Source organism: Methylobacterium sp. WCS2018Hpa-22, from assembly GCF_031843785.1.
Lineage (GTDB): Bacteria > Pseudomonadota > Alphaproteobacteria > Rhizobiales > Beijerinckiaceae > Methylobacterium.
On the sequence record NZ_JAVTJA010000024.1, the window covers coordinates 39,840 to 57,891 of the forward strand.

An 18,052-nucleotide genomic window follows, 5' to 3' on the forward strand; every position below is an offset into this window, starting at 1 on the left:
GGCGAGGCTAGCCTAGACCCACGTCCCGCCATGCCCGTCACACCCGACCAGGAGGCCGGCCTGCCGGCGACCCTGCGACGCAACGCGCCCCTCGTCCCCACCGATTCGGCGGCGAGCCGGGCGCTCGCCGCGGTGATCGCGATCCTGACCTTCCTGGCCGCCCTGTGCGCCGGGGCGGCCGAGATCGTCGCGTCCAGTGCCAACCAGTGGCAGGGCAGCGTCGCGCAGGAAGTGACGATCCAGGTGAGGCCCAGCGTCGGCCGTGACATCGATGCCGACGTGGCGAGGGCCGAGTCGCTGGCCAAGGCCACGCCCGGCATCGCCAGCACGCGGATCTTCTCGAAGACGGAGGCGGAGCGCCTGCTCGAACCCTGGCTCGGGAGCGGCCTCGACCTCTCGGACCTTCCGGTACCGCGTCTCGTCACCCTGAAGCTCGCGGAATCCCCTCCCCCGGATTTGAAGGGATTGCGGGGGTCGCTCAGCGAGGCGATGCCGGGGGTCGCGAGCCTCGACGACCATGCCTTGTGGCTTCAGCGGCTCTCGACCATGGCCAATACCTTCGTCGGCGTCGGAGTCGGTATCGTGACCCTCGTCCTGATCGCCACCGGCCTCGCCGTCGTGTTCGCCACACGAGGAGCCATGGCCGGCAATCGCGAGGTCGTGGAGGTGCTGCATTTCGTCGGCGCGAACGACGACTTCATCGCCCGCGCGTTCCAGCGTCGGTTCTTCCGCCTCGGCCTGCGTGGCGGGATCATTGGCTCGTGCTTGGCTCTGGCCGTGTTCGCGCTCGCCGGACTGCTCGCCCAGGTCTGGCGCTCGGGACCCGCCGGGGACGAGATCGAGGCCTTATTCGGTGCGTTCCATATCGGTTGGCGCGGCTATGCCGCTGTCCTGCTCATCGGCGTCATCGCATCGGTGGTCACCGGCATCGTCTCGCGGCTGACCGTCCGGCGTTTCCTGCGCTGAAGCCGGTTTTCCGGTCGCCGGACCCGCCAGATCAGCGGTTCCGTATGACATCATAGGACTACAGACATCCGCGCCGGATCCGCGTTAACCATTCGTAAACCCATCGGGGCGGAAATGTCGCCTCGCGGATGACGCATTCCGCGCTACCTTTGGAGAATGGCCACGCGGATGTCAGGACACGGCACCACTCGCCCTCCAGAGGCGTTCGGTTGGGTCTGGCCACGGGGTCGGGCGGAATCGTCGGTGCCTCCCGCGCGGATCGCCATGGTGATGTCTTCAACCCTCCGCCGTCTCGGTCAAATCGCTCTCGGCCTCGGTGCCGTCGCTACCCTGGCCCTGGTCGCCGGCTTCCTGGTGTTCGCGGAATCGATCGCCCGTGACGAGCGCACTCTCGACGGCCGTGCGGACGGGATCGTGGCCTTGACCGGGGGTGCCCAGCGCATCGGCGACGCGATCGACCTTCTGGCCGGTGGCTATGGCCGACGTCTTCTCATCACCGGCGTGAACGAGCGGACCAGCCGCGACGAGATCGCCCGGCTCAATCCGAGCCAGCGCCACTGGATCGAGTGCTGCGTCGATCTCGATTACCGGGCCCGCAACACGATCGGCAACGCCATCGAGACCCGTCGCTGGATGCGCCAGCACCGGTTCAACACCGTGGCCGTGGTGACGTCGAATTATCATATGCCCCGAACCCTGGTGGAGCTCGACCACGCATTGATGGGCAAGGACCGCGTCCTACCCCATCCGGTGATCGCGGAAGGTTTCGACGCCGATCGCTGGTGGCGTCATCCGGGAACGGCGAAGCTCATCGGTTCAGAATACCTGAAATTCCTCGTCGCCTGGTTGCGGACGCGGTTCGAGGCCGACCCGGAACAGTCGCGGGCGGCGATCATGATGGGCAGGGGAAAGCCGATCAAGCTCGTCTCCGAAGCGGTCCTGCGCGCGCAATACTGACAAGGCTCTGTCTTCAGCGCGAGCTGGTGCGCTCCATGCGCAGGGTCACGACCTCCGCGCCGGCCTAATGGTATATGGCAAGAGATGCAGGATCCGGCTTTCGCGCCTTACGCGACACAATGCGCGGCCCGGGATTGCGGGTCTGGCGCATGACCCGGCGGGCGGGCGTGTCGATCACGTATACAACGGGTGTCCCCACGGAGGCGGGACGGATGCCGGTCGCGGTGGGAATGCCGTAAGTTCCATAGCCCCAAGCGCTCGGAACGAGTTCGGTCGGACGCGGGAACCGTACCAGCGGAGCAACACCATACGCCGCAGGCGGATACGGTCCGGCGTAGCGATCATCGAACCGGAGATCCGAATGACCGTAGCCGGAAGTCACCGCGGTCTGAGCATGGGCAAAGGGCACAATGAGGAGGGTGAGCACCAGCATTGCTGAATGCGCTGACCATCTCCTCATCGCCAACATGCGAACCTCGCAGCGCATAGGCCTGAGCCGGGAACGATGGCTCGACTGACGACCGAGCCATACGGTGGTCGGATAGCCGGAATGAACGAAACGGACGAGACCACATGCATGAACCGGTCCCGCACGACTGCAGCGGCGATCACCTCAGCGGCAGGTGGTGACCCGGCGAACGATCCAGCCTTCGCCATCGACGAACAACCGCTTGCGCGATTTCGTGCAGGCCAGGGCATCGTCCTCGGCCTCTACCGTCAATGCGACCTTGCCGACTTCCGCGTCCCGCTGAACACTCGTGGACGAGGCTCCCTCGGTTCCCGGCATCGCGGAGGCCGGGATAGAGGTGGCGCCGACGATGAGCGCAACGCCCAACGCAGCGGAAAGACCGAATCGTTTCGCCATCGCAACCTTGCCCGCGCGCCGTTGTCCGGAGCGCCTTAAAGACCCAAGCCAGTGCGCTCACCGCAGCGCTTAGTCTATAAAGTCGCGTGAGGGCGAAACAGTTGCAGTGCGATGACGCAACGCACTGTGAAAGTCGTCAGCGTGGGTCGATTGTGTCGAACCGCACAGCCAGCGCCATGATCGTCGCCTGAGGCGATCACCTCAGGCATCGGCTGCCGGGTCGCAAATCCAGCGCGAAACCCTCAATGTGCGGCGGTGACACTGAGCAAGGGCAGGGTCACGGCGAGTTCCGGAGCGCCGAGTATCCGGGGCGCCAGGGATGGAAGGGCCAAGGCCGCGATGCCAAGGACCAGGGTGAGGCCGAGGAGCGACGTTTCGAGACCGCGGTAGATCACGTCCATTCCCACCTCCACCCTGCAGGATCGAGCCGATCATGCGGACTGGTGGGTTAACCAATCCCTTCCGCGATGTTGCGTCTCGATAGGTGGGATGGTGGATCGACGCCCCGGCGCGCCAGTGACCCCGATGAGACGTCACGCTCGTCCGAGCGTCACCATGTGGGCGAGGTCTGGTTCGGGCGGCTTCAGCAGGGAAGCGGCCAGATTGGCTTCGAGCACGATGAGATCGCTGTCCGGATCGGGCTCCCAACCGCAACCACAGCCGCCGGGGCCTTCATGTGCCTGGGCAATCTGTCGATACAGGGTCCCGATGGTTCGCGCCGCCGTGGCCAGCGCCTGGAGCGCCGGAAGGGGATGGCGGTTCAGGCTGGTCCAGAAGGCGCGGCGCAAGGCCTCGTCCAGTTCGCTTCCCTCTTTGGGCGGCTCGATACATGGCCGGGTCGATCGGAAGGCGCTCACGCAATCTCTCCTTTTACAATCGGAATCGGCTCGTGCCTAAGCACCGGCTCCCTCGCGGCAGCCAGGAAATCGATGAAGTCGGCAAGGCGGTGAAGGCGCATGTCGACGGCACAGCCATCCCACCACGCCAGCCGTGCATAGCCGCGGACCAGTTCCAGCATCCGTTCCATTTTGGAGGGCCTTCTCATCGCGCATTGCCCCGATAACCGACATAAAGAGGCAATCCCCCCAATCAATCAAGAGTAAGCCTGAATATTGGAAAGACTATAAAACGCGAGCAGCGGAAATATTCCGCAGTCTTGATTTGGAAATATTCGAATTTGTGAGCCATCGTTGCCTATCAGCGGTAGCACGGGAGAGCGCCAAGCTGCTCCACTTCCGGTTCCTTGTATCCGCATCCAGCACCAGCGATGGCCGTGACGGCCCATGCCGTCAGCCGGTCCTTCCCCCATAGGCCGGAATCCATGCGCAGCCTCGGCCCTCATCGTCTCCCGGACGATAGATTTCGGTAAAGCACGTGCCGATCAGGAGCGGGAAGTCCGAGTGTCGGAGACCGAAGAGTGCAAAGGTCGATGGGCCGAGCCGAGAAGGCTCCGGCAAAGACATTTCCCAATTTTCTCTGGAATCGCGACGGAGATGCTGTCGTCAGGATCGGGCACGAACTCGACACGAGGGCCGGATTCGCCGTCTCGGCAACGCCACATTGGCTCTGCCCGAGGCAACGGCCGCCCGGAGCGTCGGCCGGTTCACGCAGGCGAATATTGGGCTCGCTCCGATTGAAAGCTGGCCGGTGAGCGCGGTTTTGCCGAGGACGAGCGTCTCCAAGCTGTGTGCGTGGCCGCACATCGATGTCGGAGGGGGCTGACTACCTCATGGTCAACCCCACTTCGATCCTGGCAACCTGTTTGTGACCGTTCTCGCGAGGAATGGATCGCATCGGTGCGCCGAAAGGCACCGGGTCTCAGGCGGATCGGGCAATCGGTAGTCGAACCATGAGTATGACGCACACGCCCTCGACCGAAGACGGCCTCTCCCTACGCTTCTGGGGCGTCCGCGGTTCCACGCCCGTTAGCGGGCCGGATTATGTCGAGTTCGGCGGCAACACCCCGTGCCTGGAGATCCGCTGCGGCTCGCGCCTGTTCATCGTCGATGCCGGCTCGGGCCTGAATGCCTGCGGGCTGCATCACCGCGAGGAGATGCCGAAAGAGATCGACCTCCTGTTGAGCCATCTGCATCTCGACCACACGGCGGGCCTGCCGTTCTTCAAGCCGGTCATCTTCAACCCGGAACGGACGATCAACACCTATTGCGGCAATCTCGACGGAGCGAGCGCGAAGGAGACCCTGGACCGCCTGTTCTCGCCGCCACTCTTCCCGGTGACCTTGGACATCCTTCCCTGCACCCTCGCCCATCACGGCTTCAAGGCCGGCGAGGCGCTCGATTTCCCCGATGGGTCGCGTGTGGACACGATCCTCCTCAACCACCCGCAAGGATCGGTGGGGTACCGCTTCGACCATGGCGGAAAACGCCTCTGCATCATCAGCGACATCGAGCATTCCGACCCGTGGCCGGACGAGTCCCTGCGCCGGTTCGTGGAAGGCTCGGACCTCCTCGTCTACGACGGCATGTTCACCGAGTCGGAATATCCGCGCTGCTGCGGCTGGGGTCATTCCACATGGCAGAAGGGCGTCGAACTGGCGAAGGCCGCCGGTGCCAAGGCGCTCGCGATCATCCATCTCCATCCCGCCCATAGCGACGCCATGCTGCGTGCCGTGGAAGCCGAGATGCAGTCCGAAATGCCAACGGCGTTCGTCGCGCGCGAGCGGCAGATCGTCCATGTGGGCGAGGTGATGGTGGAGAAGGATTCCAAAAGCCCTCTCTTGTCGCTGATCAAGACAGCCTGACGGATCAGGCCGCCGTCACGAGCACCGGATCCCGTTCCCTGGGGACAGCCGAGACTGCTACGGTCAGGCCGCCTCCGCCCGGCCGAGACGGCTGTTGCGTCGGCTCCAGGCGAAGTAGATCACAAGTCCTACCGCGAGCCAGGCAATCAGTCGCAGCCAGGTCTGGCCGTCGAGGGACACCATCATGGCGAGGCAGCTGACGATGCCGAGGATCGGCACCAGCGGCACCAGCGGCGTCCGGTAGTCCCGTCGCGCATCGGGCTGGGTCCGGCGCAGGATGATGACTCCCGCACAGACCAGGATGAAGGCGAGCAGGGTGCCGATGCTGGTCATGTGGCCGAGCTGGCTGATCGGCAGGAAGCCGCCCAGAGCACTCGTGAACACCATGAAGAACAGGTTCGAGCGATAGGGCGTCTTCCAGGTCGGATGAATCTTGGAAAAGAAGCCCGGCAGCAGTCGGTCCTGGCTCATGGAGTAGAACACCCGGCTCTGGCCGAGCAGCAGGACCAGGATCACGGTGGAGAAGCCGGCGATGACGCCGAGCGTCACGAGGCTCTTCAGCCAGGGGAACGGTGTCTGGGCGATCGCCGTGTTCACAGGCGCAGCATCGCCCTTCATGGCGTCGTAATGCACGAGGCCGGTCAGCACACCAGCGAAGGCGATGTAGATCACCGTGCAGATGGCCAGCGAGCCGAGGATGCCGATCATCATATTGCGCTGGGGGTTCTTGGCCTCCTGCGCCGCAGTCGAGACCGCGTCAAACCCGATATAGGCAAAGAACACCACGCCGGCGCCGCGCATGATGCCGCTCCAACCGTATTCGCCGAAGGTCCCGGTGTTCTCGGGAATGAACGGCACGTAGTTCTGCGCCTTGATGTAGAACAGGCCGACGCCCACCACGACCGCCACCACCGCGAGCTTGATCGCCACGACGACGGCGTTGACCCGGGCGGATTCGCGGATGCCGATCATCAGCAGGGCCGAGACGGCGACGATGATGAGGATGGCCGGCAGGTTGACGATGCCATGCGCCGTCACCCCGTCGACCGTGTAGGTCTCAAAGGGGGAATTGACGAGGCTGGGCGGCAGGTTGATGCCGAGGGTGTCACGCAGGAACCGGGTGACGTAGCTCGACCAGCTCACCGAGACGGTGGCCGCGCCGACAGCGTATTCGAGCACAAGGTCCCAGCCGATGATCCAGGCCACGAACTCGCCCATCGTGGCATAGGCGTAGGTATAGGCCGAACCCGCCACGGGGATCATGCCCGCGAGCTCGCTGTAGCACATGCCGGCGAAGGCGCAGGCGATCGACGCGATGGCGAAGGAGATCACCACGGCGGGACCGGCATGCTCGGCCGCCGCGATCCCGGTGAGGGAGAACAGGCCGGCTCCGATCACCGCGCCGATGCCGAGGGCGACGAGGCTCCAGGGGCCGAGGGTGCGCTCGAGCTTGTGCTCCCCCCCTTCGGCATCGGCATTCAGTCGCTCGAGGGATTTCGTCCGGGTGAGATCGCCAGCGAGGCCTGATGCCATGGATCGATGCCCTTCATGGTTGGAGCGCGGAAGTCCGGCGGCCAGCGCATCGCGACCATGCAGCTTTCTCGCCAGGGGCTAAACCTTGGCCATTCAACGGAGTTCCGGCAAAATGACGCGCCGTCGCGGGGGAGGGAGACCATGTGCGGCCGGAGGCCCTGAGCCCCGGACCTCATCGCGGCGCGTAGCTCGCTGCCGCCGCGAGAGACCCATCCACCAGATCCTTGAGAATCGCTCCGGCGCCAGCGGCGATATCCGGCCCGGCAGTCTCGGGCGTGCCGGCGGAGAAGGGCGGTTCCGGCGCATACTCGGCGACAAGCTGGCTCGTCCTCGCAGCATCGTCGCCGTGCAGAAGGGCCGCCAGGACGAGAGCGAAGTCGAGGCCGGCGGAAATGCCCGCCGCCGTGATGCGGTTGCGATCGACCACCACGCGCCGGTTCACCGGAATGGCGCCGAGGCGGGGCAGCACGGTCTCGCGCACGCACCAGTGCGAGGTGGCGCGGTAGCCGTGGAGCAGTCCCGCCGCGCCGAGGATGAGCGAACCGGTGCAGACGCTGGTGACCCAGGACGCTCGTGCCGCCCGGTCGCGCAGGAAGGCGAGGGTCGCCTCCTCGCGCATCTGGCCGGGGGTCGCGTCGCCGCCGGGCACGAAGAGTACGTCGATCTCGCCCGGACAGGTCTCGAAGGACGTATCGGCCACCATTGTCAGGCCCGTATCGCTGGGGATCGGGCCTGTCTGGCGAGCCACGAGGTGGAGCCGGCCGCCGGCCAGACCCGCCAGGATCGCCTGCGGCCCGACGAGGTCGAGGGCCGTCATGCCGGGAAACATCAGCATGGCGATGCTGACGGGTGGCCTGCTACGAGCCGACGCGCGAACCGCATCGCCCGGCCCGGCCAGGACGGCCGCCGTGAGACTCGCCGTGAAGGCGCGACGATGCATGGACGATTCCTTTCGCGATGGCAGAGAGACAGGTGAGACAATGGCCGGATATGGGGCGCAAGCAGAGGCGGCCCTCCTTCCTCGATATCGGGAAGATGTCGCCGCCGCCGATGCCATCCGCCGCATGTGGACGCGAACGGCGCAGGTCGCCATTTGCGTGGCTTGGCGGGGTGCGTGACCGGGTATGATGCGCTACAACCCGAGACACGCTACGGCCTCGCCGTCGATGTCAGGCGGACCGATCCGATACGGCCGGCCCGAACCGGACGATTTCCTGCCCAACGACCAGAATACGACGAGCCATGACACGCGACGTCCTTGAAACCAGCGACGACCTCCTGAGCGACACGAACGACGATGGGCGGCCGGGCCTGACCGCGACCATCCGCTCACATCTCGGCGACCAGCTCCGCACCGTCTACGACCGCCTTGGCGCGGACGAGCCGGCAACGCGCTTCGCCGAACTCATCGAGAAGCTGGAAGCCGCCCTGAAAGCTCGCGGCGAGCAGGTGGAGCCCGAGTTCCGCAACGGTCTGCTCGCGGCGGTGCCGTCGCTGCGGGCCTTCGCGCTGTCGCTCACCAGCAACCCCGCCCGCTCGGACGATCTGGTGCAGGACACCCTGCTCAAGGGCTGGCAGCATCGCGCACGGTTCCAGCCGGGCACGAACCTGAATGCCTGGCTCTTCACCATCCTGCGCAATATCTTCTACTCGGACCACCGCAAGCGCGTGCGCGAGGTGGAAGACCAGGACGGCTCCTACGCGGCGCGTCTCGCGACGGCACCGCACCAGGGCGACCGCCTCGATGTCGAGGATCTGCAGACGGCGCTCGCCAAGCTTCCGCCCGATCAGCGCGAGGCCCTCGTCCTCGTGGGCGCCGAGGGTGTGTCCTACGAAGAGGCCGCCACGATCATGGGCTGCAAGGTCGGCACGGTGAAAAGCCGCGTCAGCCGTGCCCGCGGGCGGCTCGCCGAATTGCTCGGCTACGACGAAGAAGACCTCAGCTCGGATCGGCTGATCCAGTCGGCCATGCCGAAGGACGCCTGAGGCCGCCAGGTGGGCGGTCGGGATCGGCTCCCCACCATGCTCACCGGGCTACCCGTTCCGCGACGTCTTGCGGACGGGGAATATCGTTCTCCCATCGGGGGCATGATCGGGACATTCCGGCAAAATCGATTTTCGAGGCATCCCTTTTCCGAGATGGGGCGTTACTGCCCCGAACCCCGCTGAGCGTCACCGTTCGCGGGTCATCGGATACGGAGATCTCGATCATGAACATCAAGACCCTTCTCGCCGCTTCGGCGATCGCTCTGTCCCTCCCCCTCGCCGCCCAGGCCCAGGGCCTCGTGCGCGGCGCTGAGCGTGGCGCCCAGGAAGGTGCCGATGCAGCTGGTCCCGTAGGTGCCATCGTCGGTGGTGCCGTCGGCGCTGCGACCGGAACCGTCGGTGGCATCCTCGGTGTCGACGACCGTCCCCGCTTCCGCCAGTACGTCACCCGCGAGCGTCACAGCTCCTACAATTACGACGGCGACGTCCGCGTCGGCGCGACCCTGCCCGGCACTGGCGTGACCTATTACGACGTGCCGTCCGAGTACAATGCCCGCGGCGCGCGCTACACCATCGTCAACGACCGTCCGGTCCTGGTGGATCGCAGCCGCCGCATCGTCGAAGTCATCGACTAATCATCGTCGATCGCAGCTGACCATTCGGCAAGAGCCCCCGGTGCCACGGCACCGGGGGCTTTTTCGTGGATCGGAAGATGGTCGGGGTTCGCACGAGAAATACCAGAAATACCGGCGCTGGATCGGGTACCATCAACATTTGTGAGTCGAGGCACGCAACACTCTCCGCCCCGGCTGGTTATTGCTCTTGATTGAGGAGAGACCCGATATGGCGAACGATCCGATCTTCCGCATTGATAAATCGCCCCCCGGTCAGGCCGGCGGCGCGGATGTCGATCCGGCCTTGCCCGAGCCGGTGCGGGATCATCTCGGCCAACAGCTGCGCTCCGTCTTCACCACGCAGGACGATGCGCCGAAATTCCTCGGCGATCCGGCTGTGCCGGAAGAGTTCGAGCCGCAATTGCGCCGTCTCGAGATCCGTCTGAAGACCCATGAGGAAGGCACCGGGGCGGTGGAGCAGGCCCTTGATGGCCTCCTCGACGACCTGAAGGCACCACCCGCGACGACGATCTGATCTCAGACCTTGGGTCTGGCCGCGAGGATATCGCGGATCTCGCCCAGCAGCTTCACGTCCGCCGGGGTTTCGGGAAGAGGCTTCGCCTCCTCCTGGGTCTGGAGCTTGTTCATCGCCCGGATGACGAGAAACAGCACGAAGGCGACGATCATGAAGTTGAGCGCCACGGTGATGAACTGGCCGTAGCCGATCACAGCGCCCTGTTTCTTGGCGTCCGCGTAGGCCGCCCCCTTCTGCACGCTCGACGAGAGCGCGATGTAGTAGTTCGAGAAGTCGAGCCCGCCCGTGATCGCGCCGATGATCGGCATGAACACGTCTTGGACGGCGGAGGTGACAATGGAGCCGAAAGCGGCGCCGATGATCACGCCCACCGCTAGATCGACGACGTTGCCGCGCAACGCGAATTTCTTGAATTCTTCCAGCACCGTCGCCTCCAAAACTTGCGCCGCCCGCATTCCCGCCGGGACGTTAGGCGAGGCGATCAGGTTTCGACAGGCGCCGTACCGATCTGTCCACGGTCGGTTGCGTCGAGGCGCTCCTCGTGTTTCGCCCGGCGCCGATACTGCGCCGCCCCGATCGGCAGGGTGATGAGGTAGCCGGCCGCCATCACCACCATGGCCTCGAACGGGTAGCTGATGAAGAGGCCGAAGGCCGCGACCACCACGAGGAAGATCGGCAGCACCCATTCGCGGGGAACGCGCTTGCCCATGGTCTTGCCGGAGAAGGTCGGCACGGTGGAGACCACCAGGAGCGCGATGCAGAGCGTGTAGCCGAGCACCACCGGCGCGGCCCAACGCTCGATCGGCAGGCCGAGGAAGTGGAGATAGAGCGGCAGCAGCGCCGTCAGGGCCCCGGCCGGCGCCGGCATGCCGACGAAGAAGTCCTTCTTCCAGGCGGGCCGGTTGGGATCGTCGAGCATCGCGTTGAAGCGGGCGAGACGCAGGGCCATGGCGATGGCGAAGATCAGGGCGACGATCCAGCCCAGCGAGCGCAGCTCCTTCAGGGCAAAGCCGTAGAGGATGAGCGCCGGCGCGCAGCCGAAATTGACGAAGTCGGCGAGGGAATCGAGCTCGGCGCCGAAACGTGACGTTCCCTTGAGCATGCGGGCGACGCGCCCGTCGATCCCGTCGAGGAAGGCGGCCGCGACGATGGCGATCACGGCCGGTTCGAACTTGCCCTCGAACGCGAGACGGATCGCGGTCAGCCCGAGGCACACCGCCATCAGGGTGATCATGTTGGGCGCGATCATCCGGAAAGGCACCGCCTTGAAGCGGCGCGGCTTCGGCTCGTTGGCATCCGGCTCGAAGGGCGGAAAGAGATCGTCCATGACGCGCCTTTTCAGAAAGACGGGCGAACGGGCCTCAAGGGCACCGTCCGCGAAGGATCGCGACCCCGCCAGGGCGGGGCCGGGCGGGATCAGATGCGGCGGAAGCTGCGCTCGGGGCCGCCGCCGAGATCGGCGAGAACGGTCTCGCCAGCCACCGCCTTCTGGCCGAGGCCGACCAGCACCCGAGTCCCCACCGGCAGGTAGACGTCGACGCGGGAGCCGAAGCGGATGAGGCCGAAGCGCTCGCCCACGTTCAAGGTATCGTTCGCCTGCACCCAGCCGACGATGCGACGGGCTACCAATCCAGCGATCTGCACGACGCCGACGCGCAGGGGGCTGCCGCGATGCGTGGTCTCGATGACGAGGCCGTTGCGCTCGTTGTCGTCGCTGGCCTTGTCGAGTTCCGCATTGAGGAACAGGCCGGGCGTGTAGACGATCTGGCCGATCTTGCCGGTCACGGGGACGCGGTTCACGTGGCAATCGAACACGTTCATGAAGACCGAGATCCGGGTCATCGGCTCCTGCGGCAGGTCGAGTTCGGGCGGCGGCAGCACGGTGGAGATCAGGTTCACCCGGCCGTCGGCCGGGGAAACCACCAGGCCGTCCGCCACCGGGGTCACCCGCTCGGGATCGCGGAAGAAATAGCAGACCCACAGGGTGAGGATCAGGAAGATCCAGCCGGCGAACTGGGCGAAATAGCCGAACAGCACGGTCAGCACGATGCCGATCAGGATGAAGGGGTAGCCCTCCTTGTGGATCGGCACGAGGGTTCTGCGGATCGTCTCAAGCAGATCGGACATGAAGATTCGGTACTCCTGCGGACCGAGGGAGCGGCCGCGCCCGCAATGCGGCCGGGTTGGCAGTCCCGACGGCCGGCGTCAACTCTCGGAGCGGATCGGCGGCGCCCGGACGGCCCGCCCAATGCCGGGCCGGACCTTCGTGAAGACGGGCGAAGAATGGACGCCTCGTTGGGCGCGCGCGACCGCTCCGCCCCGGCATCCAGCTTGATGATGCCTTAAGCACAGCGGCGCTAGGCAGGAAGGGAATGAGGCGAAGAGCGAGGACCGGATGCTGGATCGGGCGCTGATGCATGTGCGAGCGGCGATCGCCCTGCGGGACTGTGCCGCGAGCGCTCCCTCGGACGTCGAACGCCGCCTTCTGATGAAGGTGGCCGCGATTCACGAGGCGCGGGCACGCAAGGTGCTCCACACGAAACAGAGCCAGGTCCGCCGTCGCTGAGGCGAAGCACGGGGCGAAATCCGTCCCGCCCCAGGGGATCAGGCACGCCCGGGGGGTGAAGCGGCCTCGAACCGGAGCGGCACGGCCCCCACGCGCCGGACGAGGGTGCGGGGCGCGAAGCGCCAGAGCCGCTCGGCTCCCGGGAAACTCGCGATCTCGGGAGTATCGAGGAGCACCTCCGCCCGCCCCGACATCTGCAGCAGGTCACCGCTGGTAAAGTCGATGAAGACGAGCCCGGCGCGAGGATTCGCGCGAATGTTTCCAAGGGTATTGAAGAATCGGTTGCCGGAATAATCCGGGACCGTCAGCACGTCGTTTTCGCCGATCCGCACGAAACCTTTGGGGCCGCCGCGATGCGAGACATCGACTTGGCGGTTCCCCTCCTCCCCGTCCGCATAGGTCGCGACGAAGAACGTATCGGCATCTGCGATGAGCGCCCGGGCGCGGTCGTCGAGGCCGCGGGCGATCTCGGGGGCAGCCGCAACGGGATCAAGTAAACGCTCAGGCCCCTGTCGGACCCGGATGTATTGCGGGCAATTGCCGAAGCTTTGCTGCACCCGGACATCGAATTCGTCGCCCTCCTCGCGCCGGACGATCCCGTTCAGGCGATTGCGGCGTCGCGTCGCCAGATCGATTCCGAGAAGACCGACCGCCGATCCGTCTGCCAGGCCAGCCTCGGCGGGATCGTGGGGATCGGCGGCGCTCCGAACGCGGAGACGGAAGGGGTCCGGTGCGTCGAGAAATCCCGGCTCGCCGGCCCGGATCGTCGCCCAGACCTCACCCTCCGGGTCCACAGCCCCCAGCACCACGAAAGGTAAGTGCCGGAAGAAGTCGCGATGCTGGTCGATCATCCGGTCGCGGATGACGCGGGGACCGATCTCGGCCATGCGCTCGGTGACGCCCGCATGATTCTGGATCGCGATCTCGCCCGAATGCCAGGGCGAGGCGGGGTGATGGTCGGATGACATGGGAATCTCCCACTGAAAGGGTTTCGTGGCAGGGTGTGGTGTCAGCCCACGCGCAGGCCGGCCGCCGTCGTCGGAAAGGGCACGAAGCCGGGTAGCGCCTCGATGCGGCCGAGCCAGGCACGGATCTCGGAATAAGGGCCGAGATCGACATTCCCCTCGGGGGCTGCGGCGACGTAGCTGTAGAGGGCCACATCCGCGATGGTCGGATGGTCGGCGGCGATCCAGTCGCGACCGGTGAGTTCCGCCTCGAGGCGGCCGAGGATTTGATGTGCACGGGCAATCACTTCGGCCGTGTCGAAGCGAGCGCCGAAGACAGTGATCAGCCGGGCGGCGGCGGGTCCGAAGGCGATGGGCCCGGCCGCGACCGAGAGCCAGCGCTGCACCCGCGCCGCCGCGAGGGCATCCTCCGGCAGCCAATCCGTGCGCCCGAGTGTCTTGGCCACGTAGACCAGGATGGCGTTCGAATCCGGAACCACCACGTCGCCGTCGACGAGCACCGGCACCTGTCCGAACGGGTTCAGGGCCAGGAAATCCGGCGTCTTGTGCGCGCCGGCGGCGAGGTCGACCTCGACGATCTCGCAATCCGCGCCCACCAGGGACAGGAACAGACGCGCCCGGTGCGCATGCCCGGACAGGGCCATGTGGAACAGTTTCATGATGGATCTCCGCGACGGCCGGACGAGGGCACCGGCCACGGACACATCAGAGACCCTTGCGTGGAACGCGTGAACCGGCATTCTCCGCAATCGACTATTCCAGTTTCTGGAATAATCCGCGGGTGAGGAGGAAGCCGGCATGGATCGGTGGCAGGCGATGCGGGTCTTCGTGCGGGTGGCGGAGAGCGGGGGGTTCGCCGCTGCGGCGCGCCAACTCAACATGAGCCCACCCGCAGTGACCCGTGCGGTGGCCGCCCTGGAGAACCGGATCGGCACCCGGCTGCTGACGCGGACCACGCGCTCGCTGATGCTCACCGAGGCGGGCGGACGCTATCTGGAGGATTGCCGCCGCATCCTCGCGGACATGGAAGAAGCGGAAGCACTCGCGGCCGGCGCCTATGCGACACCTTCCGGAACCTTGACGATCACCGCTCCGGTGCAGTTCGGCCGGCTTTATGTCTTACCCGCCATCACGGATTTTCTTGCGCGTTACCCGGCCGTCGGCGTGCGTGCGCTGTTCCTCGACCGCGTGGTCAACCTGATCGAGGAGGGCGCCGATGTGGGAATCCGCATCGGGCACCTCGCCGATTCCGGGCTCGTCGCGGTTCGGGTCGGCACCGTCCGACGGGTTCTCTGCGCCGCGCCGGACTATCTCGACCGGCACGGAACACCGCAATCGATGGGGGATTTGCACCGCCACGCGACCATCGGTTCGACCGCCATGGGACTGCCCTTCGAGCGCCATTCCCCGGCCGAAGGGCCGACGCGTGGCGCCACGCGATGCCGGTTGATCTGCAACACGATCGACGCGGTCCTGGCGGCCGCCCTCGCCGGCCAGGGGATCGCATCTCTGCTGTCCTATCAGGTGGCGCCGTCGGTCGCCGAAGGCCGGCTCAGGCTGGTCCTCGACGATCCGGACGCGGTGCCGCTCCCGGTCCATATCGTGACCCTGGAGGGAAGGCGCGCGCCGGCCAAGGTGCGCGCCTTCATCGGTCTGGCCGCGGCGAGGCTCCAGGCCGACCCGATGGTCAATCCCGATCGTGGCTGAGAGACGGGCGGACCATGTTTCCCACGTCCCCCGAAGGGCGGAGGCTCAGGAGACCGGGGGAAGGCGCATCTGCTTGCGGTAGCTCTTGTCGAACTGCTTTGCCGGCACGAAACGGCGCAGGAGGCTGGCCTGCCGCGCCATCGATCCGGCGGTGTAGCGCAGATGGGGCGCCGCCGCGGTGGCGGCCTTCACCACGACCTTGGCGACGATCTCGGGCGCGTCGGCCGTGGCCATGACCTCCCGCGTGAAACGCTCCCGGCCCGCGCGATCGGAATCGTAGAGGCTCAACGGGGCATCGGGGGAGACCAGGTTCGCGTCGAAGGCCGTGCGCGTATAGGCGGGCTCGACCAGCACGACGCGGATGCCCTGGCCGCGGACCTCGTGGTCGAGGGATTCCGAATAGCCCTCCAGCGCGTGCTTGCTGGCCGAATAGACAGCCATGTAGGGCGCCGGGACGAGCCCCAGGATGGAGCTGATGTTGACGATGCGGCCGCCCGCCTGCCCCCGCATTAGGGGGAGGACCGCCCGGGTCGTGCGGATGACGCCGAACAGGTTGACGTCGAAGAGTGCCTGCGCCTGCGCGACCGTGGATTCCTCGGCCGCGCCGCTGATGCCGAAACCGGCATTGTTGACCAGCAGATCGATCCGCCCGGTCTCGCCGTGGACCGTCTGCACCAGGGCCTCGACGGAGGCGTCGTCGGTCACGTCGCAGGCCAGCATCGTGACGTCCCCGTCCCGCCCCTGCGCGGGTCTGCGGCTCGTGCCGTAGACGCGGTAGCCCGCCGCTTTCAGGGCCTTGGCCGTTGCCAGTCCGATGCCGGATGCCGCTCCGGTGACGATGGCCGTCTTGATGTCCGTCTTGCCCACGACACTCTCCCACGATGCGCCCCCCTCGGGGGACCGCTTCGGCTTATAGATTATTATCATAATCTATAATTGCAAGACGTGTCGGGGGAGCCGGCCCATCCGCGATGGCGTGCGTCGACTTCGAGTGGCCTCCGTCCAAGTCGCCGGCAGGCAAGGGGCTGAAATTTCACGGTTGGTACCGCTCGCTCGCGACCCTTAGAAGACATTGGGCCAGTCCGCTCCGGCGGATTTCCGACAAGTCGGATCAGCGGTGGATCCTCTCTGAAACCTCCAACAGGTCGTCCAATTCGAAGCCGAGATGCTTCGTGGGACTCTCTAGATTTCGAAGGCCGATCAAACCATGCGTAAGAGCAAGCGAAAACTCTGTCGAATGCTCTTACGCGCTGCTGATACTCGGGCCGAATATCCGTAGTTTATATTCAGACTGATATTTTGCGATTGAAGGCGACCATCGCTTCACGTTCGAGCTTCAAGCTCCCATCAATGAACGCCTGCGTTATGAGCTCAAGGTTATGGGACGAACGAGCCTTATCGGCAGTAGAAAGTGCGCTCTTCACGCCAGCAGCATCGAGTTCCGTGCAATAGGCGGGTGTTCCTGGCTGGAAACGCCAGGATTCGGATATAGGGCCTGCGTCCACCACATCGAAGCCCGTTTCATCGACAAGGCGCGATACGACGGATTTGGCAGCCGCATGATCTCCAGCGATCGGTATGGCTAGTCTGGAAACTGAGCCACTTTCCGATCCAGCTTCGGCGAGAGTAAAGGACAGAAGTGCGTTCCAGGCTTTTACAAGAGGCCGCCCGACTTGCTCGCTGCTCCAGACGGTTTCCAGCTTTCCTTCGTCCACCTCTTTAATCATTCCGTCGCGCATCGGGTAGTAGTTGGACGTGTCGACGATGACAACGCTCGCCGGAACATCAGCGAGCACCGGCGCGAGTTCTGGATTTCGAGCAAACGGCACGGACAGAATGATTACATCGACATCTTTGACGGCATTGTCTCGGGTGACCGCAGCGATCGTCGTACCGTCAACGATCTCCTTTAGTGTTTCAGGTCCCTTCGAGTTGGCCAGCTTCACGTCATGGCCGGCCTTGTCCAAGATCTGAGCCAGCGTTGCGCCGATATTTCCTGCGCCGATGATGCCGATTTTCATTAGATACTCCGATCATGAGGGTTGCCTCGCCGTCAGAAATATCGATTGCTGGATGGATCGCAAGAACCCACCAAAAAGTTTTGTACCCACCGAAAGGTAAGCTCATGGACCGTGACTGCCAGAATCAGGACCCTAAGCAGCAGCTCGTCTGGGCAGCGGCAACGAGAGAGACGCTCCGGGTGCTTGAAGGGAAGTGGAAGATCGCAATCATCGTCCAACTCTTCGCGGCGAGAGCACCAGTGCGTTTCTCAGAGCTAGAGCGGCGCATCGAGGGCGTGAATCAAAAGATGCTGATCCAACAGCTTAAGGAATTGGAGAAGGAAGGCATCTTGACGCGGACTGTCTATCCCCAGGTTCCACCGAAGGTGGAGTATACGCTGACTGACAAAGGATACGCGCTCGGCCCCTCGATTAAAGCCTTGGTCAATTGGGCGTTGGAGCAGGGACCAGTGAAATCCGAGCTCACCGAGCCCGACTTAGCTGAATAGGAGCGTCTCCTGGCTCTACGCCAGGGTCTGCTTTCCACCGAGGCTGTGTGAGAACGCATTTGCGGCCTGGAAAGATCTGACAGCGCAT

22 protein-coding genes are annotated in these 18,052 nt (G+C 65.2%); 9 read left to right on the forward strand and 13 right to left on the reverse strand.

Annotation, left to right across the window (positions count from 1 at the left end; genetic code table 11):
• Positions 1-30: 30 nt before the first annotated feature.
• Together RQI43_RS22850 and RQI43_RS22855 are read left to right on the forward strand one after the other, a co-directional pair.
• On the forward strand, positions 31-966 hold the full coding sequence (locus RQI43_RS22850; protein WP_244478210.1) for an ABC transporter permease: 936 nt from the start codon (positions 31-33) through the stop codon (positions 964-966).
• Positions 967-1,230: 264 nt separating this feature from the next.
• The gene (locus RQI43_RS22855) at positions 1,231-1,923 is read left to right on the forward strand and encodes a YdcF family protein (RefSeq protein WP_056454796.1); all 693 of its coding nucleotides are present in this window, start codon (positions 1,231-1,233) and stop codon (positions 1,921-1,923) included.
• A 613-nt stretch (positions 1,924-2,536) separates the two neighbouring features.
• On the opposite strand, the gene RQI43_RS22860 is transcribed toward RQI43_RS22855, so the two are convergent.
• The 4 genes from RQI43_RS22860 to RQI43_RS22875 form a co-directional block, all read right to left on the reverse strand.
• Positions 2,537-2,788, reverse strand: coding sequence for a hypothetical protein (locus RQI43_RS22860; protein WP_207412308.1), 252 nt, complete (start codon positions 2,786-2,788; stop codon positions 2,537-2,539).
• A 242-nt stretch (positions 2,789-3,030) separates the two neighbouring features.
• Positions 3,031-3,189 (reverse strand): hypothetical protein, encoded by a 159-nt coding sequence (locus RQI43_RS22865; RefSeq protein ID WP_200919001.1) that lies wholly within the window; start codon positions 3,187-3,189, stop codon positions 3,031-3,033.
• A gap of 132 nt (positions 3,190-3,321) precedes the next feature.
• Positions 3,322-3,645, reverse strand: coding sequence for a hypothetical protein (locus RQI43_RS22870; RefSeq protein ID WP_056421950.1), 324 nt, complete (start codon positions 3,643-3,645; stop codon positions 3,322-3,324).
• Positions 3,642-3,815: a hypothetical protein gene (locus tag RQI43_RS22875; protein ID WP_207412307.1), complete on the reverse strand. Its 174-nt coding sequence runs from the start codon at positions 3,813-3,815 to the stop codon at positions 3,642-3,644. The genes RQI43_RS22870 and RQI43_RS22875 overlap by 4 nt, the downstream gene beginning before the upstream one ends.
• Positions 3,816-4,637: 822 nt before the next feature.
• Here RQI43_RS22875 and RQI43_RS22880 point away from each other — a divergent pair.
• On the forward strand, positions 4,638-5,549 hold the full coding sequence (locus RQI43_RS22880; protein WP_056421952.1) for an MBL fold metallo-hydrolase: 912 nt from the start codon (positions 4,638-4,640) through the stop codon (positions 5,547-5,549).
• 63 nt (positions 5,550-5,612) lie between these two features.
• On the opposite strand, the gene RQI43_RS22885 is transcribed toward RQI43_RS22880, so the two are convergent.
• Both RQI43_RS22885 and RQI43_RS22890 read right to left on the reverse strand, forming a co-directional pair.
• Positions 5,613-7,082 carry an amino acid permease gene (locus RQI43_RS22885; RefSeq protein WP_056421954.1) on the reverse strand — a complete coding sequence of 490 codons (1,470 nt, stop codon included), beginning with the start codon at positions 7,080-7,082 and terminating at the stop codon, positions 5,613-5,615.
• 172 nt (positions 7,083-7,254) lie between these two features.
• Positions 7,255-8,022 (reverse strand): DJ-1/PfpI family protein, encoded by a 768-nt coding sequence (locus tag RQI43_RS22890; protein ID WP_082470619.1) that lies wholly within the window; start codon positions 8,020-8,022, stop codon positions 7,255-7,257.
• A gap of 302 nt (positions 8,023-8,324) precedes the next feature.
• Between RQI43_RS22890 and RQI43_RS22895 the strand changes: the two genes are divergently transcribed.
• The 3 genes from RQI43_RS22895 to RQI43_RS22905 all read left to right on the forward strand — a co-directional run bounded on the left by RQI43_RS22895 (position 8,325) and on the right by RQI43_RS22905 (position 10,217).
• Entirely contained in the window at positions 8,325-9,068 is a 744-nt protein-coding gene (locus RQI43_RS22895) for a sigma-70 family RNA polymerase sigma factor (protein ID WP_056421955.1), read from the forward strand.
• A 224-nt stretch (positions 9,069-9,292) separates the two neighbouring features.
• A complete protein-coding gene (locus RQI43_RS22900) occupies positions 9,293-9,703 on the forward strand; it encodes a DUF1236 domain-containing protein (protein WP_056421956.1) in 411 nt (136 codons plus the stop codon).
• Positions 9,704-9,911: 208 nt separating this feature from the next.
• Positions 9,912-10,217 carry a hypothetical protein gene (locus RQI43_RS22905; protein ID WP_311276707.1) on the forward strand — a complete coding sequence of 102 codons (306 nt, stop codon included), beginning with the start codon at positions 9,912-9,914 and terminating at the stop codon, positions 10,215-10,217.
• Between the two features lie 2 nt (positions 10,218-10,219).
• Here the strand turns inward: RQI43_RS22905 and mscL are convergent, their stop codons facing one another.
• The 3 genes from mscL to RQI43_RS22920 form a co-directional block, all read right to left on the reverse strand.
• Positions 10,220-10,642 (reverse strand): large conductance mechanosensitive channel protein MscL, encoded by a 423-nt coding sequence (gene mscL, locus RQI43_RS22910; RefSeq protein ID WP_311276708.1) that lies wholly within the window; start codon positions 10,640-10,642, stop codon positions 10,220-10,222.
• Between the two features lie 56 nt (positions 10,643-10,698).
• A complete protein-coding gene (locus RQI43_RS22915) occupies positions 10,699-11,544 on the reverse strand; it encodes a phosphatidylcholine/phosphatidylserine synthase (protein WP_056421958.1) in 846 nt (281 codons plus the stop codon).
• Positions 11,545-11,633: 89 nt separating this feature from the next.
• On the reverse strand, positions 11,634-12,344 hold the full coding sequence (locus RQI43_RS22920; protein WP_018045459.1) for a phosphatidylserine decarboxylase: 711 nt from the start codon (positions 12,342-12,344) through the stop codon (positions 11,634-11,636).
• A 268-nt stretch (positions 12,345-12,612) separates the two neighbouring features.
• Between RQI43_RS22920 and RQI43_RS22925 the strand changes: the two genes are divergently transcribed.
• On the forward strand, positions 12,613-12,783 hold the full coding sequence (locus RQI43_RS22925; RefSeq protein ID WP_200919005.1) for a hypothetical protein: 171 nt from the start codon (positions 12,613-12,615) through the stop codon (positions 12,781-12,783).
• A gap of 38 nt (positions 12,784-12,821) precedes the next feature.
• Here RQI43_RS22925 and RQI43_RS22930 read toward each other — a convergent pair whose 3' ends face one another.
• Complete coding sequence (locus RQI43_RS22930) at positions 12,822-13,751, reverse strand: pyridoxamine 5'-phosphate oxidase family protein (RefSeq protein WP_311276709.1); 930 nt, start codon at positions 13,749-13,751, stop codon at positions 12,822-12,824.
• Positions 13,752-13,792: 41 nt separating this feature from the next.
• Entirely contained in the window at positions 13,793-14,407 is a 615-nt protein-coding gene (locus RQI43_RS22935) for a glutathione S-transferase (protein ID WP_311276710.1), read from the reverse strand.
• A 139-nt stretch (positions 14,408-14,546) separates the two neighbouring features.
• Between RQI43_RS22935 and RQI43_RS22940 the strand changes: the two genes are divergently transcribed.
• Entirely contained in the window at positions 14,547-15,455 is a 909-nt protein-coding gene (locus RQI43_RS22940) for a LysR family transcriptional regulator (RefSeq protein ID WP_311276711.1), read from the forward strand.
• 45 nt (positions 15,456-15,500) lie between these two features.
• On the opposite strand, the gene RQI43_RS22945 is transcribed toward RQI43_RS22940, so the two are convergent.
• Both RQI43_RS22945 and RQI43_RS22950 read right to left on the reverse strand, forming a co-directional pair.
• Positions 15,501-16,322 (reverse strand): oxidoreductase, encoded by an 822-nt coding sequence (locus tag RQI43_RS22945; RefSeq protein ID WP_311276712.1) that lies wholly within the window; start codon positions 16,320-16,322, stop codon positions 15,501-15,503.
• 419 nt (positions 16,323-16,741) lie between these two features.
• Positions 16,742-17,476, reverse strand: coding sequence for an NADPH-dependent F420 reductase (locus tag RQI43_RS22950; RefSeq protein ID WP_056454769.1), 735 nt, complete (start codon positions 17,474-17,476; stop codon positions 16,742-16,744).
• 104 nt (positions 17,477-17,580) lie between these two features.
• Here RQI43_RS22950 and RQI43_RS22955 point away from each other — a divergent pair, with 104 nt between their 5' ends.
• Complete coding sequence (locus tag RQI43_RS22955) at positions 17,581-17,964, forward strand: helix-turn-helix domain-containing protein (RefSeq protein ID WP_056454766.1); 384 nt, start codon at positions 17,581-17,583, stop codon at positions 17,962-17,964.
• The last annotated feature ends 88 nt before the right edge of the window (positions 17,965-18,052 follow it).